Origin of the sequence: Colwellia psychrerythraea (assembly GCF_000764185.1) — a bacterium.
In the GTDB taxonomy this organism is placed as follows: Bacteria; Pseudomonadota; Gammaproteobacteria; order Enterobacterales; family Alteromonadaceae; genus Colwellia; species Colwellia psychrerythraea_B.
Window position 1 is genome coordinate 22045 of record NZ_JQEC01000075.1, and the last position, 25305, is coordinate 47349.

17 protein-coding genes are annotated in these 25305 nt (G+C 38.1%); 7 read left to right on the forward strand and 10 right to left on the reverse strand.

Features of this window, described 5'->3' with window-relative positions; translation table 11 throughout:
* Nucleotides 1-119: 119 nt before the first annotated feature.
* The 3 genes from GAB14E_RS25410 (at nt 120) to GAB14E_RS00470 (ending at nt 6900) form a co-directional block, all read left to right on the forward strand.
* Complete coding sequence (locus tag GAB14E_RS25410; protein ID WP_081967928.1) at nt 120-2933, forward strand: alpha/beta fold hydrolase; 2814 nt, start codon at nt 120-122, stop codon at nt 2931-2933.
* Nucleotides 2934-3195: 262 nt separating this feature from the next.
* Nucleotides 3196-4512, forward strand: coding sequence for a hypothetical protein (locus GAB14E_RS00475; protein WP_231562134.1), 1317 nt, complete (start codon nt 3196-3198; stop codon nt 4510-4512).
* A 201-nt stretch (nt 4513-4713) separates the two neighbouring features.
* On the forward strand, nt 4714-6900 hold the full coding sequence (locus GAB14E_RS00470; protein WP_033084617.1) for an OsmC domain/YcaO domain-containing protein: 2187 nt from the start codon (nt 4714-4716) through the stop codon (nt 6898-6900).
* Nucleotides 6901-7014: 114 nt separating this feature from the next.
* Here the strand turns inward: GAB14E_RS00470 and GAB14E_RS00465 are convergent, their stop codons facing one another.
* The 8 genes from GAB14E_RS00465 to GAB14E_RS00435 all read right to left on the reverse strand — a co-directional run bounded on the left by GAB14E_RS00465 (nt 7015) and on the right by GAB14E_RS00435 (nt 14570).
* Complete coding sequence (locus tag GAB14E_RS00465) at nt 7015-7632, reverse strand: hypothetical protein (protein ID WP_033084618.1); 618 nt, start codon at nt 7630-7632, stop codon at nt 7015-7017.
* Between the two features lie 556 nt (nt 7633-8188).
* Nucleotides 8189-8719 carry a hypothetical protein gene (locus GAB14E_RS00460; protein WP_033084619.1) on the reverse strand — a complete coding sequence of 177 codons (531 nt, stop codon included), beginning with the start codon at nt 8717-8719 and terminating at the stop codon, nt 8189-8191.
* A gap of 111 nt (nt 8720-8830) precedes the next feature.
* Nucleotides 8831-10144 carry a YHYH protein gene (locus GAB14E_RS25415; RefSeq protein ID WP_081967929.1) on the reverse strand — a complete coding sequence of 438 codons (1314 nt, stop codon included), beginning with the start codon at nt 10142-10144 and terminating at the stop codon, nt 8831-8833.
* Nucleotides 10145-10412: 268 nt separating this feature from the next.
* Nucleotides 10413-10892 (reverse strand): hypothetical protein, encoded by a 480-nt coding sequence (locus tag GAB14E_RS00455; RefSeq protein ID WP_033084620.1) that lies wholly within the window; start codon nt 10890-10892, stop codon nt 10413-10415.
* Nucleotides 10889-11227 (reverse strand): EF-hand domain-containing protein, encoded by a 339-nt coding sequence (locus tag GAB14E_RS00450; protein ID WP_052094157.1) that lies wholly within the window; start codon nt 11225-11227, stop codon nt 10889-10891. The genes GAB14E_RS00455 and GAB14E_RS00450 overlap by 4 nt, the downstream gene beginning before the upstream one ends.
* A 112-nt stretch (nt 11228-11339) precedes the next feature.
* Nucleotides 11340-12011, reverse strand: coding sequence for a response regulator (locus GAB14E_RS00445; RefSeq protein WP_033084621.1), 672 nt, complete (start codon nt 12009-12011; stop codon nt 11340-11342).
* Nucleotides 12012-12091: 80 nt separating this feature from the next.
* A complete protein-coding gene (locus GAB14E_RS00440) occupies nt 12092-13591 on the reverse strand; it encodes an ATP-binding protein (protein WP_033084622.1) in 1500 nt (499 codons plus the stop codon).
* 295 nt (nt 13592-13886) lie between these two features.
* On the reverse strand, nt 13887-14570 hold the full coding sequence (locus tag GAB14E_RS00435) for a PEP-CTERM sorting domain-containing protein (protein ID WP_033084623.1): 684 nt from the start codon (nt 14568-14570) through the stop codon (nt 13887-13889).
* A gap of 365 nt (nt 14571-14935) precedes the next feature.
* Here GAB14E_RS00435 and GAB14E_RS0123620 point away from each other — a divergent pair, with 365 nt between their 5' ends.
* Together GAB14E_RS0123620 and GAB14E_RS24335 are read left to right on the forward strand one after the other, a co-directional pair.
* A complete protein-coding gene (locus GAB14E_RS0123620; protein ID WP_052094159.1) occupies nt 14936-15559 on the forward strand; it encodes a histidine phosphatase family protein in 624 nt (207 codons plus the stop codon).
* A gap of 16 nt (nt 15560-15575) precedes the next feature.
* Complete coding sequence (locus tag GAB14E_RS24335; RefSeq protein WP_197061260.1) at nt 15576-17936, forward strand: PAS domain-containing hybrid sensor histidine kinase/response regulator; 2361 nt, start codon at nt 15576-15578, stop codon at nt 17934-17936.
* Between the two features lie 442 nt (nt 17937-18378).
* Here GAB14E_RS24335 and GAB14E_RS00430 read toward each other — a convergent pair whose 3' ends face one another.
* A complete protein-coding gene (locus GAB14E_RS00430) occupies nt 18379-19881 on the reverse strand; it encodes a CoA-acylating methylmalonate-semialdehyde dehydrogenase (protein WP_033084624.1) in 1503 nt (500 codons plus the stop codon).
* A 138-nt stretch (nt 19882-20019) separates the two neighbouring features.
* On the opposite strand from GAB14E_RS00430, the gene GAB14E_RS00425 reads away from it, so the two are divergent.
* The gene (locus tag GAB14E_RS00425) at nt 20020-20937 is read left to right on the forward strand and encodes a LysR family transcriptional regulator (RefSeq protein ID WP_033084625.1); all 918 of its coding nucleotides are present in this window, start codon (nt 20020-20022) and stop codon (nt 20935-20937) included.
* Between the two features lie 499 nt (nt 20938-21436).
* Nucleotides 21437-24346, forward strand: a complete 2910-nt coding sequence (locus GAB14E_RS24340) for a S8 family serine peptidase (protein ID WP_197061261.1) — start codon at nt 21437-21439, stop codon at nt 24344-24346.
* 244 nt (nt 24347-24590) lie between these two features.
* Here the strand turns inward: GAB14E_RS24340 and GAB14E_RS00420 are convergent, their stop codons facing one another.
* Complete coding sequence (locus GAB14E_RS00420) at nt 24591-25253, reverse strand: TorF family putative porin (RefSeq protein ID WP_052094166.1); 663 nt, start codon at nt 25251-25253, stop codon at nt 24591-24593.
* Nucleotides 25254-25305 lie beyond the last annotated feature (52 nt).

A 25305-nucleotide genomic window follows, 5' to 3' on the forward strand; every position in this document is an offset into this window, starting at 1 on the left:
ATCATTGATAATAACTCATCGCTTTTGCTGGCAATAACAGTGTTGCGAATAACTGCGTTGAAGAACTAAGTTGCAAACAACTACGGCGCAACTATTTATTAATCATGAAGGAAGGTTCGATGATACCAACCAATAAAACCCTTATTACTTTGGCAATAATGACTACAAGCATATTAACGGCTTGTGGTGGCTCTGATACTAAAAAAGAAACCACTATCAAACCAACTATCCATGAAGTTAATACCTATAAAGAAGTTGCATGTAAGGACATGTTGTCAGCGCCACAGGTATCTCTTTTAACCTCAGGATCAAGTTGTGGTTACCTTACAGTGCCAGAAAAACACGCGTTATATGGCAAACCAGCATCAACAAAAAACATTAAAATAGCTGTAATTAAACTAGCGTCTACTTCAGTAAATAAAAAAGCCGATCCGGTTGTCTACCTTGAAGGTGGCCCGGGTGGCAGTGCTAGTTCAAGTATTGCGCAAGTAGTTGAAACTGGAACATTTCTCAATGACAGGGATGTCTACATAGTTGACCAACGTGGTACGGGTTATTCAAAACCCGCATTATTTTGTAGTGAGTTTGAGGAAGCTGGCACAGCAGAGCAGTTAAAAGCGTGTAAAACACGGCTTGAAGCTGCAGGTATTGATTTAACTGCTTATCATAGTGTTCATAGTGCTATGGATTTTATTGAATTAAGAAAAGCGTTAAATATTTCACAGTGGAATTTATATGGTATCTCTTATGGTACTCGTCTTGCCACAACTATTATGCGAGAAAATAGTGAAGGTATTCGCAGTGTTATCTTAGATGGCATGTTCCCGATAGAAGTGAACGGTATTACTGATACGCCATGGGCAAACTATGAATCGTTAAATCAAGTAGTTAAAAACTGTGACAATACTGACGGTTGTCCTGCAGATGAGTTTAAAGGGATTATCGAAGATATTATTGCCCGCATGCATAATGAAGGCATGATTGATGAGAGTCGAGAGTTTGTTCAAATCTTACTTGAACTAGGTGCAGAACCAGTAATTATTGATTACTTATTGGCCGTCAATGAAGATGTTAGTAAATATGCCTCAATCATTGAAACTATGATGGCTGAGCAAGGTATGGGAGAGGCTGAAGGCTCTGAAGTAGATGAGCAGCAGGGCGAAGAAGACAAGTTCTACAACGCTATGGGCTTATCGACTATTTGTGCTGAAGAATACCCATTCCTTAATGTCACAGCCTTAATTGGTGAAAATAGCCAAGGCTGGTCGGCAAGTACCCAAGTTGCGGTTGGTGATATGTACCATATGGGTTTTGATAAAGCATCATGTGAAGTCTGGAATGTTGCCCCGGCCAACGATATTGAGACACAAGCCGTTAGCAGTAATTTACCGGTATTAATGCTTAATGGTCTACAAGATGCACAAACGCCAGCAGCGTGGGGCATATTGGTTGCTCAAAATATGCCGAATGCTCAAAACCTTACTAACCCACAAGGTGGTCATGGACAACTTTTTTCTGATTCAACTTGTTTCAATACTATTGCTAGTGACTTTTTAGCTGAGCCAAATAACGTTGTTGATTCTAGCTGTGTAGATAAAATCCCTGCGCTAACTTATGAAAGCGAAGAAGGTGAAAACTCAGCATTAGAGCAAGTCTTTTCAAAGAAAACCTCAGTTTTTGGTATTCCAATTTACGGTACAGAGCAAACCTCTGATGAAGCGATGTTACACGCCGCTAACGTGATGGCGCAATACCTAGATAATGATGAAGATGGTCAGCCAGATAATGCCTTAGTGGTAGAGCACATGCTTGAGCAAGGCGCGACCTTAATCATGACTAAAGATGAAACTGAAATAGAGACTTTATTTGAAAAAATACCTGAGTCAGAAGCGTTACAAGATTTGTATGCCAGTGAGGTGGTTCTTGCGGGTGCAGGCGATGGCTTTGATGCAACGATTGAAGAAGTTTTACATCTAATAACTCATGTTGGTTATGCTGGTGTTTACCCTGAAGTATTTGGTGAAGTGATAGGCTCAGAAATTGCTAACGCTATGGATATCGCTCGCGGTGGTCAGTTTGAAACTATTCCAGCAAGTTACCCTGATTCTGCTTGGTATACCTATGATGATGAAACGTGTAATTACAGCTGTATGGTCACTGAATATGTGTATTGGTCATTAACGTCTATTTTAGGGGCTCAAGCAGGAGATGAGCGTTTAGCTCAAATCAATAATGAGTGGCAGTTAAACACGCTGGAAAAAGTACAAAGTAAAGGTCTAGCGGTACATGCTTTATTAACGAATGCGGAATATGGTTTGGCAACGTCATTGCCTGATGGTGACTACTCTGCTCAAGATTTTATTATTAGTCCAACTGAAGCTGATACTGACGAAGGTGGCGGTGAAGATGGCAATGAAGAAAAAACGGCTAGTTTTACATTCGAAAATGATGATGACAGCGCTGATACAGTTTATATGAATGGCGTTATTGGCTCTGATACTTTAGCGTTGATGCAAACATTATTTTCTACCTACCCACAAATTAAAACCCTGGTAATGCAAAATGTACCGGGCTCTATGGATGATGAAATCAACTTGCTGGCGTCAATGGAAATTAGAAACCGTGGCATCAATACTCATATTCCAGCAGACGGCATGGTGGCTTCGGGCGGTAGTGATATGTTTTTAGCAGGTGTTAAGCGTACTATTGCTCTAGGCGCTAGAATCGGCGTTCACTCATGGAGTGATGGCAGTGGTAAGGCTGCATTAGATTATCTTAAAGGGCATCAAGCACACGATATATATCTTAATTACTATAAGGCTATTGGCATAACGACTGACTTTTATTGGTATACCCTTAAAGCCGCTTCAGCTGACAGTATCCATTGGATGACAGCTGAAGAAATGGTTTTATATGGTGTATTAACAAACTAACCCTTCAGCTTTAAATCGTTAATAAGCTCTTTTATCACCTGCATAGTTATTCTTGCATGGCTGATAAAGGAGCTTTTTTATGCGCTAAAATCTCATACTTAATATGGATTACGGAATATGAGACACGGAATACTTTTTTTTCATCGCTTACAAACGCTTACTTGCGCTTACCCTAAAGCTTGGTCGAATAGTGGACAATAGTTTATCGGTCAATACCGAGTGATTACCTTTAGATTGCGTTTGAACAGTTTTGGAGAAAATAATGACCCTAATGAATAAAAGCCCTTTGGCTAACGTTTTCACAACTTCTTTTACAAAAGTTGCCCTTGCCATTTTTATCAGCACAACGTTAGTTGCTTGTGGTGGTTCAAGTAGCGATAAAAAAACAAGCGTTGAGGAAACCGTGAAGCCTCCTGTAACGACTACACCAACAACTACGCCCACAACACCCCCAACCACCACTCCGACAAGTCCAGAGAGTAATGATTTGGGCATTTCTGTCGTGCCAGATAATTTAAATAATACTTACAGTGCAACGTTAAATTTTGATCGCTACACCAAGGTTGATACTCCCAACGGTGGCGCAATTCATATCCTTGCTCAAAATGAAATTATGGAAAATCAAATTGTCCGTGCTCGTGGCATTTTACAGCATTATTTAACCGATTATCCTGGCTCAAAATATGGTGCAGATAAAAGCGCAGTGGCTAATAAAATGGCTGACAATGGCGCTATTTTATTACTGCTAAATGGTGTTGATGATGGCACTAATGCTGGCGCAGAGCTTGATGGTCAGCCGTTATATTATGGCGAAATGCAAGTGGAAGGGCACAGTTGGTATATCACCCAAAATTATGAATATCGTGATGCCTCATTCGAGGAAATTTTACATCTAGTACATGATTACGGTATTGGTGTTGACCAAGGTGATGAATTTATGGGTGCGTTACCAGAGTATCAAGCAGATATTCGTGCGGCGCAGGTAACTGCCGTATCAGCAAAACTTTGGGCTTGGCCAGCAGAGCAAGCAGGTTGGTTAGCGGAGTTAACTGTTGAAAATAGTTTATCGCAAGAATACTTAGCATCGGTAGTTGATAGTTATTACGGTCTTTGGGGCGCTTTTGATAGTGAGTATGGTATGTGGGGCATGTATATTGCTAAAACCCGTGATGATTTGGCCACAAAAGATCCACAAGGAGCAGCAATAATGGCTAACCAATTTTTTCATCCATACCTTACTTATAATGCACGAATTGACGATAGTTTTACTGGTGATTTTAGCCTGAAATTTATCAGCAGTTTATCTTATAGCCATCATGCACAATACCTTAAAGATGTCACCTTGACTGGCAGTAAAAGCAGTAATGTAGTGTTGAACCAATTTGATAACAATATTACCGGTAATGAAGGTATTAATACGGTGATTTTTTCTGGTCAAGCAGCACAATATCAAATCACCAATGAAAATGGTGAAATCAAAGTGCAAGACTTACAGGATGCTCGTGATGGCATGAATACCCTAACAGGTATTGAGAAGCTACAGTTTGCAGATAGTACTATTGAAGTTTCTTCTCTTTAAAGTTCACTTTATTCCTCAATATAAAAGTTAGCCTATTGTAAGTCTAACGAAGTAAGCACTATTTCATCGAGAAATAGTGCTTTATTCAATTTATTTCATTATTGCTTAATTAATCCAAGACTAATGGCGCAAAAAATCCGATAATTAGCGCCATTAGAATCAGTCTATCGATTGGTCGCATACAACTTCGGAAATATATCAATGGAAATCAAAGTTAACTTTCTCGACAACCTTAGACTTGAAGCCAAGTTTGACGATTTTAGTGTCATCGCTGATCAGCCTAAACGTTATAAAGGTGACGGCTCAGCGCCTGGTCCTTTCGATTATTTCCTAGCATCTTCTGCTATGTGTGCAGCGTACTTTGTTAAGGTATATTGTAACTCTCGTGATATCCCAACCGATAATATTCGTTTATCGCAAAACAATATTGTTGATCCAGAAGATAGATATAATCAAATTTTTCAAATTCAGGTCGAGCTACCTGAGAGTATTTCTGAAAAAGATAAAAAAGGCATTTTGCGATCAATTGACCGTTGTACGGTGAAAAAAGTCGTGCAGCAGGGACCCGAATTTAGAGTTGAGGCAGTTACTAGCCTTGAAGGTGATGCTCAAGCTATGCTGATGCAACAACCAGAAGATGGCACTAGCACTTTTATTTTAGGTAAAGACTTACCGTTAGAAGAAACTATTGCCAATATGTCAGGCCTTTTAGCTGACCTTGGTATGAAAATAGAAATATCTTCATGGCGCAACATTGTACCTAATGTTTGGTCGTTGCATATTCGCGATGCTGCATCCCCACTGTGTTTTACCAACGGTAAAGGCGCAACAAAAGAAAGTGCTCTTGCCTCAGCTTTAGGTGAGTTTATTGAGCGTCTTAACTGTAACTTCTTTTATAACGATCAATTCTTTGGAACCGATATCGCCACCAGTGATTTTGTGCATTATCCCAATGAAAAGTGGTTTAAACCGGGGATAGATGATGCACTACCAAGCGATATTTTAGATGACTATTGTTTAGCTATATATAACCCTGAAGACGAGTTGCGCGGTTCAAACCTGATTGATACTAACTCAGGCATGACTGAACGTGGTATTTGTTCAATCCCTTATGTACGTCAGTCTGATGGTGAAACTGTATATTTCCCTTCAAATTTAATTGAAAACTTATTTTTAAGTAATGGTATGAGCGCGGGTAATAACTTACCGGAAGCGCAAGTACAATGCTTGTCTGAGATTTTTGAACGCGCCGTTAAAAAGCAAATTATTGCCGAAGAAATTGTTTTACCTGACGTACCTAAAGACGTTATTGCTAAATACCCAGCTATTTTAGCGGGCATTGAAGGCTTAGAAGCACAGGGCTTTCCTGTGGTAGTTAAAGATGCCTCATTAGGCGGTAAATTCCCGGTGATGTGTGTCACTTTGATGAACCCTAAAAATGGTGGTGTATTTGCCTCATTTGGTGCTCATCCTAGTTTTGAAGTCGCGTTAGAGCGCAGCTTAACTGAGCTTTTACAGGGTCGTAGTTTTGAAGGTTTAAATGATGTACCAAAACCTACTTTTAATAGTATGGCGGTAACAGAGCCTGAAAATTTCGTTGACCACTTTATTGACTCTACAGGTGTTATCTCTTGGCGTTTCTTTAGTGCCAAGCACGATTATGAATTTGTTGAATGGGATTTCTCTGGCACTAACGAAGAAGAAAATTCTGGTTTAATGGCTATTTTAAAAGACTTAGGCAAAGAAGTGTACATTGCTGAGTTTAACCAACTTGGCGCTACGGCTTGTCGTATATTAGTCCCTGATTATTCTGAAGTGTACCCTGTAGAAGACTTAATCTGGGACAATACCAACAAGTCACTTGATTATCGCGAAGATATCTTAAACCTGCATAGCTTAGATGAAGAGCAATTAACCAGCTTGTTTGAACGTTTAGAAGAAAGCCAGCAAGATAACTACATCGACATCAAAACCTTAATAGGAATTGAGTTTGATGAAAATACAGTTTGGGGCCAACTAACTATTCTTGAACTGAAAATTCTAATCTGCTTAGCGTTAGGCGCAGCTGAAGATGCTATTGAGTTAGTCGGCGAATTTTTACAATATAATGACAATACCGTTGAACGCGGATTATTTTATCAAGCTGTCCATGCTGTACTTGAAGTGAGCTTAGATGAAGAAATGGAGCTTGAAGATTTTATTGATAACTTCAATCGAATGTTCGGTGAAGAAAATATGAACAATGTTGTTGGCTCAGTATTTGGTGAAATAAGATTCTTTGGTTTAACGCCGACAAGCATGAATTTAGAAGGTTTAGACAAACATCAACGTTTAATTGAAAGCTATAAAAAGTTGCATCAAGCGCGTAAGCTTGCTGCTGAAAAATAATCTTGATAGCTAATTTTTTAGCCTCATGAATTAATAAAAAGCCAATGCTTAGTTAAGCATTGGCTTTTTGTTTTTACTTATCCATATCTATAACTATCTATTAATAATAAATAGTTAATTAGATTGTGTTTTATATCTGCGTGATGCTAGAGCAATAATACCTAATGCTAGAATTGTAAGGGGTAAAGGCTCTGATATTTCATTAATATTTGCATCGACATATTGGAACCTTACACCATCATTAAACGTCCAGCCCCAAGGTGAATTATTTAGTATGTCTTGAGTGCTGAGAACCGTATTGGGACCTGAAGTATAGGTATAATTAAATTGGTATTGGTCAAATAAAGTGCCATTAGCGAGGTTTAACGTATTAGGGCCAAAATGGATGCAGCCTTGACTAGTATTTTGGGAACCACTGCCTACAATTGAACTATTATTAGAAAACTCCCATTCTGATAAACCTGTATTACTGTTACAGCTGTCACGAATCCAGGCATAGCGTTCGTTAGAGCCTAAAAGCCATTGCCAGTGGTCACCTTGGTCTGCCTTTAAAGTTATATCGAGAGAGTCACCGACATTAAAGTTTAAATTGTGCCAAGAAACATTATTTTCAAAGCTAAAAGTACTACCGTCATATACAAGATCAAAATCATATATAACACCCGAATTCGCAACACCACTGATTAGAAAAGCCAAACCAGTAATAGTCGATTTTAACATTTTTATATTCATATTAAATTCCTTAGTATTATATTTCTAATAAACATCATGGTATTTAATTCTTTTTGCTATATTTTTAACGCATCAATTGTGCCAAAGAATAAAAACTCTTTTGTTCCAACAATATGGCGATTTCGGACTTTATTAATAATTAGATAGTGTAAAGTAATCTGACAAAAGTATGATAATAATTTGTTATTTCTGTTTCATAAGGTTAACAATTGGCTTGGCTAATTATACCCATAGTTCATTGGCGACAGATAAAGTATTGATTACAAAATAAATCAGTTTTGTTCGCATAGGTTAATTTTTAGCGGAGGCGGGCAGTGATAATTAAAAATAATTTATGCACTTATTCATGTAAAAGACAATGAAGATGTACCGACTTTTAATGAACTATGGCAAGTGATGTGATGTTAGTGAAAACTACCGTTACGCTGGTGTAATAAACAGCTAGAACTTTGTAAAAACAAGCCGATATTTGGCTGGAATATTGGCTTTTTATTTTTAATATAATTAAGGTTGTGTACTTAAAACTAAACTCACTAATAGTGATAAATCAGGGTTGTTATTTAAAAAGTACATAGTTCGATTTTTTTGGCGATAACTCAATCTTTTGTTTACTGCCGTCTTCTTTACGTGTTGCTGTGATTAACATTGTTTGTTCAGTCGCGTTGTTACCAAAAAGTCCTAGTTGATATTCAAGTTCGCTATGTGAGTCAACAAGGGTAAACCGGCCCATAACAACTAACTGTGATGCTGGTGCTTTAGGGGCATGATGCGCGGTAACTGGTGATAACATCATTCCCTTTAGTGCAAGTTTGCCACTGTTATCTTTTAATACTACTTTACTGTGAATTACTTCGCTAATTTCAGCGCGGTGTATCGCAAACTCTTGCGGTGAAAGTTTACCGTCTTGATCATCATCAATCCCTGCAAAGGCAGAAACAGGTAGTGAAAGTACCATAAATACGCCACCGTCGACCACGTTTAAACTGCCATGTTGGGCAACCATCATATGTGCATGTAACTGCTGAGAAAACAGCATACTTACAATTAATGTCAAAGTAGTAAAAGATAAGGTTTTTATAAAGTTCATGTGATTAATTCCTATATAGTTGCATAACATTCAGTTTGTACTAATTACTTTTATTGCTAATGAGCGCAATGCACTTATTAGCAATATTGACTGATAATCAAGTTATGGAAATTAAGGTGGCGGCGGCATGCCAGCAGTTACTTCTACTTCACCTTTTACACAACGCTGAAAGTATGGGTAACTATCGGTAGCATAATAATGGTATATCCCTTCAGGAAATTCAGGAGTAACACCAACACGGCCGTTACATTCATCTAAGTCACCTGAGCCTGCAACGAACTGCCAGTCTTCACCAAAAGTCCCTAACGGATAAATTGATGCTGATGGTCTATTACTAGGCACATCGCTGATCAATTGATAACTCCCTGTCATCGATATAAGTGTCGATGTAGCATCACTAGCAATGCTATAACCATATCGGGCATAAATTGGGAAACCATCGGCAGCCCAGCCAATTATGGTCATGGTTGAACTGCTTCCACCTTGTTTAGTGACAAAGCCTTCAGGCATACCATGATAGTGATAAGAGCCACCGGGTTGCACATGGGCGTTATTATCATCTGTGCCAAAGTTGAAACTTGTTTGACCAAGCGCTTCAATATGCCAATTACCGGTGTTGCCAATGAGGCTACAATCATTGCCTGAGTCATCGCAGCTGCCAGCGGTATTAGCATCAATTTTTACGCCATTAAGTACATAACCGGTAGCGCCGCTTGGACCACCTAAAGTTGTCGAAGTTTCTGATTCTATCGGTGATAAGCTTAAATTGGCAGATACCAACTGTTCAGTGATGGTATTAGGGTTGTTGGCATTGGGAAATTCGCCTACTTCATGATCAGGTATGCCATTTGCACTCAGTACACGTTCGCCATCAGTACAACTCCATTGCGCCATACTGTCATCAAGCACATAAATAGAATCGTTGTATTGGTTATAATTATAATCACATAAAATACCTGCTGTAGAGCCTTCAATGACTGCTGTAACTACCACCTCTACACTAGCAACTTCACTATTTAGCTGGCCATCGTTAACGGTAAGGTGGGCAACATAACTGCCAATTACATCTGCGGTAAATGATGGTGCAGCGGCACTTTCACTTGATAAAACGGCAACACTACCGTTAGGCAATGTTGATAAACTCCATGCGTAACCAAGTGCATCGCCGTCTGTATCACTACTTAACTCGCTAGAAAGTGAAACCGTACTGTTTATGAATACTGTTTGATCATTACCTGCATGAGCAACTGGTGCGGAATTAGTGGTAATAGTGCCATTATCTTCAGTGCTGCCACTTCCTGAATCGTCACTTTCGGTGCTGTCGCTGCCACCACAAGCGGTCAATGTACTGGTTAATATTAGGCTGACTAAAAGGCTTAATATTGTTGTTTTTGATTTATTCCAATAACTAGCTATATCTTTCATTGTCCATCTACCTCTGAGGTGAATTCACCTGTTATTTACTACGTTGATATTATGTAGCTTAATGTGTCAATGTGCAGGAAATGTGCAGCAACTGTGGAAGAGTTAGCATTTTTAAAAGTTAAAACCGAACACTCTAATTAATAAGGCGAGTAAGTTACCACTAGCAATAACTTGCTAGTGGTAACTGATAGAACGTAGCAGGGTGAAAAAAAGCTTATTGAACAACGTTGCTAAAATTCTTAGTCGCTATAATCAGAGCTCTTATATTTTATGCATGAGTATTTATAACCGACTGACCTTCTTTAATATCAAATTCATCAAAAACTTGCGCCAATATTGACTCTTTATCTGCATCACTAAGTTTATTGCTATTACTTGCAGTAAACTTCTCTTCCATAAGTTCAGTGAGGTAATCAACCATAGAGGTTATTCCGTCAGTACTTTGTTTTGGCATAGAAGAGGGCGGAGGCGGTCTGTTTCCACTATCTGATACTTTCGCTAGGTCACCGATACTTTTTGCATCAAAACCCGAGCCCGATACAGCTTTTTCAAGCGCCAAGCCGGGTTGAATCCCCGCTTCTGAAAATGCTTCTGTGATACTAAGCGCATCAGCTTCGTTAAGATTGTCTACATCATATTGTGACAAGGTTTCTGAAATTAATGTTTGTTGGTCTGCAGTTAAGGCTTTTGCCGAACCTGCTCTTGGAGGAGGAGGCATCGACATACCAGCGTTCATTGCATCTATCATGAGCGATCCTCTCTGCGTTTTTTTCGCTGTGGTGGCTTGTGGTTAACAAATTCGTCGTTACTTATAATGCCATCACTATCGGTATCAATAGAGTCAAAAACGGTTTGATGATCGCCATGTGGAATCTTATGTGATGAAAATTCATCAAAATTAATTTCACCATCGCCGTTAATATCTATCGAGGAAAAACAAGGCCTAGGGTGAGGCTCTTTGCTCTGCATAGTATTTTTTGCTTGAACTAAACTCGATGCTGAAATGATTATAGTGGTAGCTAAAGTGAGCAATATAGTCTTAGTTATTTTATTCGTTAAAGCGGGTTTGGTAAGGTGAGACATAAAAATTCCTATTGTTGTGCCGATTTATTATAAAAATAAGTCTAACAACAGAAATGGCAAACAATGTGCAAATAAAAAGGAAGTTATAACCGTGAAGGAGTTATGAAAAAAATTAAAGTACTAAACGATAGCCAGCACCATATACAGATTGTAGCCAGTCTTTTCCTTCACTAATATCACTGAGCTTCTTGCGTAATTTTTTGATATGACTATCAATGGTGCGGTTATTAACAATACGATGATCGGAATACATATTTCCCATGAGTTGTTCACGGGTAAAAATTCGTTCGGGTTTATCGGCCAACGGTTTCAGCAGCTGAAACTCTACCGAGGTCAACGACACTTCTTGGTGGTGGAAGCTGACAGTAAAACGGTGTTCATCCAGAATAAGCATATCTGTAGTGTTTTCGAGTGTTCGACTATCTGTTCTTCTTAAAACGGCTTTTACTCTGGCAACCACTTCACGAGGACTAAAGGGTTTACAAATATAATCATCAGCACCTAACTCTAAACCAAGTAAACGATCAATTTCGTCAACTCTTGCAGTAACCATTAAAATGGGTACATTAGAGAACTGTCGAATTTCTTTGCACAAGTCGATACCATTTTTACCTGGTAACATAATGTCGAGTAAAATAGCCTTGGGCTCGTTGGCTTTTACCCAAGAGATTACTTCATCGCCATGATGGATTAAATGCGGCACATATTCTGTTAGCTTAAAATAATCAGCTAATAAATTAGCTAGCTTAACTTCATCTTCTACTATCAAAATCGAATTTGGCATCAGAACTCTCTACGTTACGATAGACTGTTTTAAATATAAGGTTGAATGTAAGCCCAAGATTAGATTCGAACAAGGTTTATTTACGATAAAGGTAAGCTAATCTTCACAGCTAAACCGCCTAGGTTGCTCTTTTGTGCGCTAATCTCACCTTGATGGGCTGTAACTATATGGCGACAAATAGATAAACCTAAACCAGACCCCCCTGTTTTACGGTTTCTAGAATCTTCTACCCGGTATAAGTGTTCAAATAGATGGATAAAATGAACCTCATCAACGCCTACACCATTGTCAGCTAACGTTATTGTTACATCAGACAGAATGTTTTCGGCTACATTTTTAGTTGATTTTTCGAACGTTATTGATATGTGAAACTGAGTTGCAGATGAGTATTTTATGGCATTATTTATTATGTTTTCAAAAAGTTGGAATAATCTATTTTTATCAGCATAAATATTACTTTGTTGCGAACCAAGCTCAAGCGTTAATTCGATGCCAGCATCAGCTAAATAACCTCGGTACTTATCGGCTTCACTTTGTATTAAAGACACTAACTCTTCGGTTTGTTTGCGATAACGCATGCCGCCTATATCAGCAGAGGTCAGTAAATTTAAATCATCAATTAAACGTTGTAGGTGTTTTACTTCATCATTGGCCGAGGCGATATTATTTTCGGTGATCGGTCTCACTTTATCGAGCATGGCCTCTAATTCACCACGCAAAATAGCGACGGGTGTACGTAGTTCATGGGATATATTGGCTAACCAACGTTTTCTGGCGTTTTCATTTTCGGCCAAGGTTAATGCAAGTTCATTGTAATCTCGGCTTAATTCACTTAGCTCATCTTGACGTTTCAACTCAATGGTTTGTTGGTAATCACCTTGAGTTAGTTTATGCATGCCACGAGTAATTAGTTTAATAGGCTCTACTACATGCCTTGCAAGTGGCAATGTCACTAAGACTACTAAGCTCATTACAAACAAACCAATAAGCCATAAATAGTGTTGTTGCTGCTTTATAAAGTCTACTTCGTAACCTTGTGTTAATTGGTTACGTTTAGATATTGCAAAATAGCCAATAACTTGGTTATTGATATTGATAGGGGTTTTTACGTATTCCAATGTTTTAAGGTAGTTGCCAACAATCAGTTTTTTGTCAATATCGAGTAGGGCATAATGCGCTTCACTTTCTGGCGGCGGCCTCTTACCAAAACCTTTTGGTGGTGGCGGTCTATGCATGGGCATATGTTCAGGCATATGAGCTGGCCTATGTTCAGTTTTATTAAAACGTCTGTGTTCAGGGGGGAATTTTTTTTGTTTTGATTCAAAATCACTACCGGTAAGTTGCTCTGAAATTAACTGGCGAAATCTAGGGTGATTGTCAGTCATTGAACGCCAATTGTTTTCTTTTTGATATTCTTTTGAGAGGTTTGTTAATACAGGCTTGAGTGTGTCAATTTCTTTGGATATGACATATTCAACCATGCCCTTACCAATGCTCCACTGTATCAGTAAGACCAAAACGGTAACTAAAATCAGGCTATAACTAAACAAAAAAACGAATAGTTTATTTTGAATCTTCATTGAAAATTTAAGAGTCCCAGTGCTTCGTTTGACCTTATTAGCATAAATAAAGCTGCTAACAAGGTTAATTTACACAGTAGCATAACAAAACAATGTGCAAAAAATATGCATTGCAGATGAATCATTGCAAATAATTAATCTCAGCTTGGCATCGGCAGACTAAGATTGATTATCAAATGATTAGGTGACTCAGTTATTATGCTGTTCAAAGTGATAAATGAAAATTTTAGTAAAAAAACGCCGGTGTTAATGGCGCATTGTTGTTCTTGTTGTCGTTGAAATTTAAATTATTGATTTAAGTTTTTCGGTAAGTCCTCGCTTTAGCTGCTCTTGAACTACGTGATGCTAAGCCGATAATGCCTAAGGCTAAAATAGCAATAGTTGTGGGCTCTGGAATTGAACGAACATTATCTAGTTGAAAGAATGCCGGCCCAGTAAAGTGTTCTGGAATATCCCAGACGAAATTCATTCTAACGGTCTGATTTTCATATGCACTTAGACCAACGGATCCGAATAGATCTCCAGTGTCATTCATTGTACTGTTTATAGGTGCGGTTAATATATTAAAGGTCTCTAACACTACTCCTCCGCCGGACTCTTCTATGCTAACAAAAAAGTTTCGTTCTAAGTTCGCATTAAAAGTAGTTAGCCATGCGGCGCGATAGTTAAAAGTAATTGTCGATAAACTTGTTACAGTAATATCTTGACCCACTTTAATCATGCCAGGCCCATTGCCATCAAAGCCATGTAATACTGCAACACTGCCATCTGTTGGCGCTGATGTAAAGAAGCTACCCCAAGGGTTAACGCCAGCTCCATCAACTTCTAAAGCGTAAAATGGCGAGGATAAATCTTGAGTGTGCCAACCAGTAAAATCCCCAGTTTCAAAACTGGCATTGGTAATTAAGGTCGCATTTGCCCAACCACTAACCAATATAACTAAACCAGCGAGAGTCGATTTTAATATTTTAGTTTTCATATTATCTTCCTTAGTAATTATGCGTAATAGATATCAGTTATTTATGTCGTTATTAAATACTAAGAGCAATAATCAAACCAATTAGGAAAACTAAGTAAATTCAATGTGTTAATTTATTTGATGCAGATGATGCCCATGAAAAACTTAGCCTTGGGTTGCATTTTGCTTTGCATATGAAGAAAAATTATCAAGACAGATGTTTATCAGACGCTGAATTTAGTCTAATTAACCTCGACATATAGTGTCGCTAGTATTAAATTAATAAGTAATAAAGATTACTTAGGTGTAATAAGAACCATCTCTCACAAATTATGCAATCTTGTAATAGTGATTATGATGTGAAGATTACATTCAAAAGGGTAAAAATGAACAATAAAATATTTGGGCTGTTATTTCTTGTTATTATCTCTACCTGGAGCCAAGTTGTTGGTGCAGCGGAAAAACACGCGGCTGAACAACCCCCTCATGAATTGATTGAAGCATTAAAGTCAGGTGGTTATATTATTTATATGCGACATGGCATCACCAAGCGAAAAGATAAAAATCGCACAAAAACAGCGGTGGATTTAACGCGCTGTGAAACACAACGTAATTTAACTGAAGAAGGCCGATTACAAGTTGCGCGTATAGGTAAGGTCATAAAGGCATTAAAGATTCCCATCGGCCAAGTCAAATCAAGCCCTTATTGTCGTACACAAGACACGGCTAGAGCGGTTTTTGGTGATTATGAGGTAGATGACTTATTAGCTTATTCCATGGCTAAGTTAGAAAAAGAGTCAGCTAAGTTAGGCCAGTATTTGTATGACTCAATTTTGTCGGTGACGGATACTAAAAATAACACTGTATTTGTTGGCCACACGGCAAATTTAAAAGACGGCTTAGATATTTGGCCTAAACCTGAAGGTGTTGCGGTAATTTTTAAAATAGAGCAAGGAAATGTTATTTTTAAAGGCATGATTAAACCTGATGACTGGCCTCCAGTTAAGTAATTTAAGGGTAGTTAGCATGTTAGGTTCTCTTTCAATACGAGATAGGTTTTTAATTTCACCGATCATTGGTGTTTTGTTAACCTTGATACTGTACTTTACCAGTGATCAAATTCTTCAGTCCCACGCCAAGTTATTCAGCCATATTAATGAAAGTAATCTGCCACAAATTAGTGAAATCAGCCAAGTTACTTTGTTATTGACTGAAAGCAACAGTGAAATTATCTCTTTATTATTAGAGTCAGAAGGTTTTGATGAAGAAGAAATCTATGTTGAGGGTAAAAAACAGCTTAATAATCTTTATCAGATCAAAGAGCGACTTGCTAAAAGTATTAACGAGCAAGAAAGCTTAATGATAGATGACCAAGACATATTTTTAGCAATAAAGAATGCCTTTCAGGACTATTTAACTGAAGCTAGTTTATCAATAGAGATGTCGTCAGTTGATGCTAAGCAAGCCAACTATGAATTAGTGTTAGCCAATAAAAAATTAAAAACGCTGAATCAATTATTTCTCAAATTATCCCAACATTATTCAAATAACCTCACCGAGCAAGCCAAACTTGTTGAGGGTACGCTTTACCAAGAAACTTACATTACAGAGTTAGCCATTATCTTAATTGCATTAATGTTATGGTCGGCATTTTATTTCTCAAAACACACTTCCAAGGGACTTACACAGGTTTATAGCGCTTTGATTAAGCTATCAAAGGGCGATACTACTATCGAAAACTACCAACACAATGATGCCTACATTAAAAATATTTGGGCTGCAGTATCGCAGTTTAAACAGTCCATTGAAAAAAGTGAATCTTACCAAAACGAGTTGCTGATACAAAAATTTGCCATGGATCAGCACGCCATCATCGCAACAACCGATCTCAAAGGTGTAATTACTTACGCTAACTCAAAATTTAGTGAAATAAGTGGTTATTCAGTCGACGAGCTAATTGGCAGTAATCATAGGATAGTGAATTCAGGTAACCAATCTAAAGCGTATTGGCAGAGCATGTTTAAGACAGTGTCAAAGGGTAATGTTTGGCATGATGAAGTGTTAAATAAAGCTAAAGATGGCAGTGAATACTGGGTTGATACCAGTATTATCCCAATGACTGCGGTAGAAGATAAAAATAAGATCACCGGTTATATTTCCATAAGAACTGATATAACCGATAAAAAATTGCAGCATCAAAAACTGATTGATGCCAATGTAATTGCAGAGTCAGCAGTTATTGCCAAAGGACAATTTTTAGCGTCAATGAGCCATGAAATACGTACGCCGATGAATGGTGTGATAGGTATGTTAGAGCTGGTGTTAAATAATAAATTAGAGGCTAAAAATAGGCAACAATTAGAACTAGCCCAAGTTAGTGCAAAATCGTTATTATCACTAATCAATGACATACTCGATTTCTCGAAAGTTGATGCTGGTAAGTTGGAGCTAGAGTCAACAGATTTTAGTTTACAAAGCTTACTGAACGAATTTACTGATTCAATGCAAATACAGGCAAAACAAAAAGACTTAATACTTCAATTAACTATGAACAATTTGTCGAATAAAGTTGTTGCAGGTGATCCTGGTCGTATTCGTCAAGTACTGACTAATTTAGTAGGCAATGCTATTAAATTCACTAAAAAAGGCAGCGTTTCTATTGATGTAAAATTGATTGAATATAACGAAAGTACTTGGAGTTTTAATTGTGTAATAACTGACACTGGTATTGGCATTCCGCAAAATAGTTTAGAAAATTTATTTGATTCTTTTAATCAAGTTGATGCCTCAACTACACGTAAATATGGTGGTACTGGCTTAGGGTTAGCTATATCAAAAAGGTTAACTAAATTAATGGCTGGCGATATCAGTGTCAGCAGTGAAGTTAAGGTAGGTAGTAGTTTTCAATTTACAATTCCATTGAGTAAAAGTAATAAAATTATTGAAAAAACAATACAAAGGCCTCCAACGTTAGCCGAGCTTGAGATACCAATATGGCCTGAGAATACTCTTTTGCTGTTGGTTGAAGACAACAGGGTGAATCAACTTGTTATTCTAGGCATATTAAAACGTTTTGGATTGAAGGCTGACGTTGCTGTTAATGGTGTTGAAGCAATCAGTTCATTAGAACAATCAAATAATCGTTACGATGTTATTTTAATGGATTGTCAGATGCCAGAGATGGATGGTTATGATGCAACCAGGCACATAAGAAAAAACCAACTTGTTAATTACAATGCTAGTACACCGATAATAGCCTTAACAGCCAATGCTATGAGTGGTGATAGAGAAAAATGTTTGAAAGCAGGTATGAATGATTATTTAACTAAACCCATTGAGCCTGAGGTGCTTTTAACTAAATTGAAGCATTGGTTATTTATCAAATAGATACTTATTGATATCTGAGCCAAATGTTTAGGGCTTAATCGAATTATCTTTTGTGCTATTGAAAGGCGCTAGATGAGATTTTAAGCTGAATGATGAATAATTAGGGCTGTAGTTGAGTAGTAACGACCAAAAACGTTTTAGGATTTTTAATTTTGTAGTTGTTTTTTACTTCAGTGTCAATTTTATCGACAGTTTTCTATAGATGGTTTTGTAGTGGTATTTATGAGAGTAAAGGCGAATATAAAACAGGGAGTATAAGGGCTGAGAAGGTAGGGATCTTTATCTGCTCTCTTTAGAAACAAATACTGCAATAGCTTGGTATTTAAACTTTGGCATTTAAATCTGGGTATTTAAAACTTAGTAATTTAAAAATAGACATTTTAATTACTTAAGGAAAAGTTAATTCTCGACAATACAGTATTGCCGAGAATTAAAAGCGTAGTTACTTCATGCTAATAGTAGTATGAACGTTTACACCATCTTGGTGATCAGGTTTAAACCAACGCGCAGTTACTGATTTAGTATGTGTCCAAAAGCTAACCGTTTGCTTACCGTTTGGTCCCAAGTCACCTAATTTCGATGCTCTTGAACCGGTAAAGCTAAAGAAAGCTACAGGAACAGGAATAGGTACGTTAATACCTACTTGACCAACATCAATTTCGTTTTCAAATAATCGAGCATTCCAACCTGATGAAGTGAATAAAGATGTGCCGTTTCCATTTGGGTTAGCATTAATAATTTCTATGGCTTCTTCTAATGTTTCAGCTTCTAAAACACATAAGGCTGGGCCAAATATCTCTTGCGTATAAATATCCATGTCAGTGGTAACATTGGTAAATAATGTTGGTCCAACAAAGTTACCATTTGGGTAAGCCTCTACTTGACAGTCTCTGCCATCAACTAACATAGTTGCGCCTTGTTCAATACCACTATCAAGTAAACTGATAATACGTTTTTTAGCTTGAGGTGATACTACCGGGCCTAAGTCAGCATCACGCTGAGAGCCAGGTCCAACTTTCATTAATTTGGCACGTTCTACAATTTCAGGTAACCAGTCTCGTGTTTCACCCACCAAAATAGTTACCGGGTTAGCCATACAACGTTGACCTGCAGCGCCAAAAGCTGAGCCAAGTAAATCATTAATGGCTCTATCTTTATTTGCATCAGGCATAATAACCATATGGTTTTTAGCGCCCATCATAGATTGTGCACGTTTACCGTGTTTGCTTGCATGGTTGTATATATGTGTACCTACATGTGTAGAGCCAATAAATGAAACAGCTTTTATATGTTCATGTTCAATTAACGCATTCACTTCATCAGGACCGCCGTGAACTACATTAATAACACCTGCTGGTAAACCTGCTTGCATAGCAAGTTCAACAAAACGTATTGTTGATGATGGCGCTTGCTCTGAAGGTTTAAGTACAAAAGTATTACCACAAGCAATGGCTGGCGGAAACATAAAGGCTGCTAACATTAAAGGGAAATTAAACGCAGTAATACCTAAACCTACACCCAGTGGTTTATGTAAAGTATAAGTGTCTACACCAGTCGCAACATTATTGCCCATATCGCCTAGTTGTAAGCGAGTTACAGAGCAAGCATTTTCAATTGCTTCTAAGGCTCTACCAACTTCACCTTCAGCATCTGGTAATGTTTTACCATGTTCAAGTGTTACTAATTCTGCTAGCTCTTGGGTATGTTCGCGCACTAAATGGGCAAAAGACACCATAATGCGCATACGATTAGTTAAAGATGTTTTAGACCAGGTTTTAAAGGCCGTTTGTGCGCTCTGTACGGCTAAATCTACCTCTTCAGCTGTTGCTACCGGTACACGAGCAACGACTTCTTGTGTTGCAGGATTTAGCACATCCAACCATTGTTTAGTTTGTGAACGAACTTTTTTACCATTAATGATTAGTGGAACTTCAGTAATACTCATAGCAACCTCTATTAAAAATATTGAAAATATTGAAACTGTACTAGCAAGATAGGCCTTTATGAATACTCTCACAATAATGAAAAACGCAAGGCGCATTGCATTTTTGCAATCACCCAGTAAAAACAGTACACTCAGGGAATGAATTGGGATGATATAAAAATATTTCTTGAGGTGGCTCGAGCAGAGCGACTATCAACAGCGGCAAAGCGCTTAACTATGGATGCTTCTACAGTATCTAGGCGCTTGCATAAATTAGAAGAAAGCATCGGCACTAAGTTATTTGATCGTACTCAGGAAGGGCACGTATTAACCCAAGACGGTGAAATGTTACTTATGTCTGCATGTAAAATGGAGCAAGATGCGCAACTTGCCTTATCGAATATACAGAATAATAATGAAGAGAATTGTGGCCTAGTACGAATTGGTGTTACTGAAGCGCTAGGTAATTTTTTTGTTTCACCCAATTTATTATCATTACAGCAACTTCATCCCTATATTGATGTACATTTATTACATTTTTCACGTTATGTAAAAATTAGCAGGAATGAAGCTGATATCGCCATTGCTGTTGAACGACCCAAAAGTACCTCCATGATAGTGTCAAAGCTTTGTGATTATAAATTGCAGCTTTATGTTCACCAAGATTACTTAGATCGCAACCGAAAACGAGGTGGACAAGACATCTCACTTGAGAATTTGGCGAGCCATAAATGGGTTACCTATGTGGATAATTTGTTATTTACCGATCAGTTAGCTTATATAAAAGAGTTAGAACATTACTTGGGCAGCGATTTCAAAGCCAACTTTAGTAGCACCAGTATTATTAGCCAATACTTTGCTATTAAAAGTGGCTTAGGCATTGGCATATTACCCTGCTTTTTAGCTGAGCAAGACAAAAGCCTTATTAAGCTTCATAATCAGAAGATCAGTATTACTCGAAGCTTTTGGTTGGTCACCCATCCAGAAAGCAAACGCTTGTCACATGTGAATACTGTCTGGCAGTACCTAAAAAAACTGGTGTTAGAGCATGAGGATTTGTTAAATCCTAACGACTAATCGATGATGATATATAGGAGTAATTCTTGCTTATCGAATTGTTTAATAATGCACCAGCTGCCACTCGATAAGAATTGATAGAAATATCAGCATAATATAGTGCTATTTGTTACCTATCCTCAAGCCATATTTTATTCAATGGACATATCCCTGTTAATATATTTTGTTCAATTCACTTATGTTGAGTAAAACTATTTCAGTAAATAACCTCTCCTGCTGACATCGCAATAACCACCTCAAATTAAAGTTCCTATTAGGTTAATGTTGCTAATAAAATCTAATCTGCTAGTAAGTCCGCAATTATTCACTCAGTCAATTATCTTATAATTTATCAGTACCAAAAAAACAATAACCTCTGTTTTTTAAGCTAGGCAATCAAGCGTTAAAAACTTAAATCATATTCTGTTTTTAATTTATTAACACGGATATGAGGTGTTTGTTTTTAGTACCTAATAAAAATAATTAATAAAGTAATTAATAAAAACAAGAGAGAATGGATATGAAAAAACATACAGGTAAGGTTGCTGTACTTAGTGCGATAGCATTAGGCATAATGGCTAACCAAACAATAGCGACAGCAGGTACTATTGATGGCTTTGATCCAAAAGTAGAGTCAGCAATAAAAAAAATAATTCCCAATAAATATGTTCTTATTTCCAAAGCACCTGTAGTTAGATTGAGTGCTTCAGGAATACGTAAAGCACCAAAGTTAGCTGCCGCAGCGATTAACTCAGCTGTTGCTCAAATTCAAGCAAGCGGCGCTAAAATCAGAATGGTTAAAGAAAACCGTTTTGGTCTCGTTGAAAACATGAGTGAGCAAGCGGTAGCTGAATTTAATAAAAACAACTCGGATAAAGTATTAGTCCCTTCACGCCCAATGTATCAAGCAGCCCAAAGTACGCCATACGGTATTACTATGGTGCAAGCTGATCAAGTGGACGATAACGCTGCAGCGGGCTCAAATCCGTTAAGTAAAAAAGTCTGTATTATTGACTCGGGCATTTATCTTCCTCATGAAGACTTAGGTGAGCTAAACGACACTATCACAGGTACTAATCAACCTGGCGTTGAAACTGAATGGCATCGCGCTGCTGGTGCTCATGGTACACACGTAGCTGGTACTATTGCTGCACTTGACAATGGAGTAGGTGTTGTTGGTGTTATTGGTTCAAATCCAAACCTTGAAATCGTACGTATATTTAATGACGATTATTCATATGCCTTTGAAGGTGAAGTGGTTGAAGCTATCTTTAAATGTCAAGAAGCGGGCGCTACTGTAGTAAACATGAGTTTATCTGGTACTGCGGGTCCTGGCGATCAAAGTATGTATTACACCGGTGATGAGCTAGGTGTTTTCTACGAGCAATTAGAAGATGAAGGTATATTAATGATTGCCGCCTCTGGTAACCATGGCACAGGCGAAGACAGCTCTGATCAAACACATTATCCTGCCGGTTGGCCTTCAGTTGTTGCTGTTGGTGCGGTAGATTCAAATAAAGATATTACTGGCTTCTCTGGTAAATATGCGCAAGTAGAGCTTTCAGCGCCGGGTCGAACGATTATTTCGACTATGCCTTACGATGCAGGTGAAGGTACAGGTACTGAAAACCTATCTATGGGCGGTTACAGTGATATTCCTATGGAAAGAGTCTATGAATGGCTTTATGAAAAGGAAGGTGATAGTGAGCAAAGTTTAGGTCCGAGAAGACAAGGCGAAATAGCGGGTGAGCTTTATGATATGGGTTTTGGTTATACCATTGATATGAACGCAACTGGCAAGGTTTGTTTAATGCAACGAGGTGGTACACCGCCAGCAGACTTAAATGGTTATGTATTAGAAAAAATTTCTATTTGTGAACAAAGTGGTGGCATAGCTGCTATTGTATTTGGCGAAGAAGGCTCTGGTGATCAACTAGCACCTACGGTAGCTCGTGTATATCATTCAGAAGCGCCAGTTTCGACAATTCCAGCGATTACTATTACCGAAAATGCTGGTAAAATGGCCGGTTTACCAAACATTGGCTCTCAAGTTTCTACCTCTATAGTGCAGGTTTTTGAAACAACAGGTCAAATGAGTGGCACATCAATGGCTTCTCCACATGTTGCTGGTGTAGCTGCACTTGTATGGAGTAACTTCCCTGGTTGTTCAAATAAACAAATTCGTACAGCGCTTACTGCATCTGCTGAAGACTTAGGGGAAAAAGGTCGTGACCGTAAATATGGTTATGGTTTAGTGCAAGCTAAAGCGGCGATGGATTATTTAACAGAAGCGGATCTTTGTCCAATTGTTGATACTAACTACTGTGAAATTGGTGAAGACTCAACAACGTCCGAATGTATTCTAAGCTGTGAAGTAACGCCTGACCATGCAGAGTGTGAGATACCAGTTGATTACTGTGAAGTAGGTGAGGACTCAACAACGTCAGAGTGTATTCTAAGTTGTGAAGTAACTCCTAACCATGACGAATGTCAGATCCCTGTTGATTACTGTGAAGTAGGTGAAGACTCAACAACGTCAGAGTGTATTCTAAGTTGTGAAGTAACACCTGAACATGACGAATGTCAGATCCCTGTTGATTACTGTGAAGTAGGTGAAGATTCATCAACGTCAGAGTGTATTTTAAGCTGTGAAGAAACACCTGACCATGCAGAGTGTGATATTCCAGATACATGTCAAGAAGACTGTGGCACTGTATTAGAAAAGGGTATGGCAATCACTGGTTTATCAGGAGCACAACTTAACGGTGTTATGTTCAGTTTCGCAGTTCCGGCTGATGCAACCAATATCACTATTAAAACATTGGGTGACTCAGGTGATGCTGACTTAAATGTAAAAGCTAGCTCTGAGCCAAAAGTCTGGGATTACGACTGTCGTTCAGCAGGTTGGGATAGCAATGAGTCATGTGAAATGACTCAAGATAATGTTATTTACTACATTGCTGTGAGCGCTGGCTCGGATGTAGAAAACCTAAGCCTAGTTGGTAACTTTGATATTGATGGTGATAACCAAACATGTGAAGACGACGCAAGTTTACCTGGCTGTGAAATTCCTTGTAGTGAAGATTCATCTCAAGATAAGTGCCAAGCACTGCAACCTATCAATGAAACTATCGAAGATATTTCAGTTGAGTTCATGAGTTGGAGTAATTATGCCATTGAAGTTAAAGAAGGCTATGCTAACTTGACTATTACCCTAAGTGGTCCAGTTGATGGCGATGCTGATTTGTATGTTTCAAAAGACAAAGAGTCAACACGTAGTGACTTTGATTGTCGTTCGTACGGTAATACTAATGATGAAGTATGTACTTTTGACGCGCCGGCGGCTGGTACCTACCATATCGATATAGCTAGTTGGTCTAGCATTAGTGGTTTAACCATTAAAGTAGAAGCCGAGTTAATCAAAGATTAACAATTAATATGAGGGCAACTTTGCTTGCCCTTTTTTTAAATAATACTATTAACAAAGTGGGTAAGGGGTTATAACTTTTGATATTCCCCCCGCCCACTCATATTTATCATCACTAATTTGTAAAGAACCTATCTAAGTAAGCTGATCTCTGGATAAGCAGTACTTGCTCAATATTCCCCTTTATCCTATTCTCAGCGTTAAAACGTCGATAAATAACTCGTTATTCATAAAACTTTTGAGTCGCTTATAAGTCGATATCAATGCCATAGGAAATGAATACTCTCATGTCATCATCGGATAAATCAGTTTTACTGAGGCCAAAGGTAAAGCCAGATTTATTTAAGCTGGCACTATAATCTATAAAACTCTCACCTGCATAAAATTCATCAGTGCCAGAGCCTATATGTAAAGTTAGTGCAATCTCGGATGCTAACTCAAAACTAACATCACCAGCTATATAGGAGTCATCGGCAAAATCAGCTCCTTCAGCATCGGCAAGTACCGCATAACTTAAAGAAAATACCCCGTAAGAAATACTCGCGCTAATTTCACTGAAATCCACATCATCTTTACTGTCAGGGTAGGCATAATAAATTAAGCCAAGATCATACCCAAAACCATTCATCTCTCCAGCAAAGCCGCCATAAAAGTCCAGTTCATAACTCATTTCAGCAGCCCAATCAGCATTCGAGACCCATGTGCCGGCATAAAACCCTGAGTCAGAAGCATAATCTATACCACCAGATACAGCGGATTGACCATTGGTTTGCTCTAAACCACGCCAAAGGTAGTTATTGGTTATGGCAACATTGGCAGATAGTCCATCAACAGCATATACGTTATTACTAAATAATAATGCTGTTAATATTGAGCAGCTAAAACATACTATTAATAAATAGTTCTTCATATTTTTTCCCCTGTAGCATTGGTGTTTGTACTTTAGTGTTTCAAGTACAACA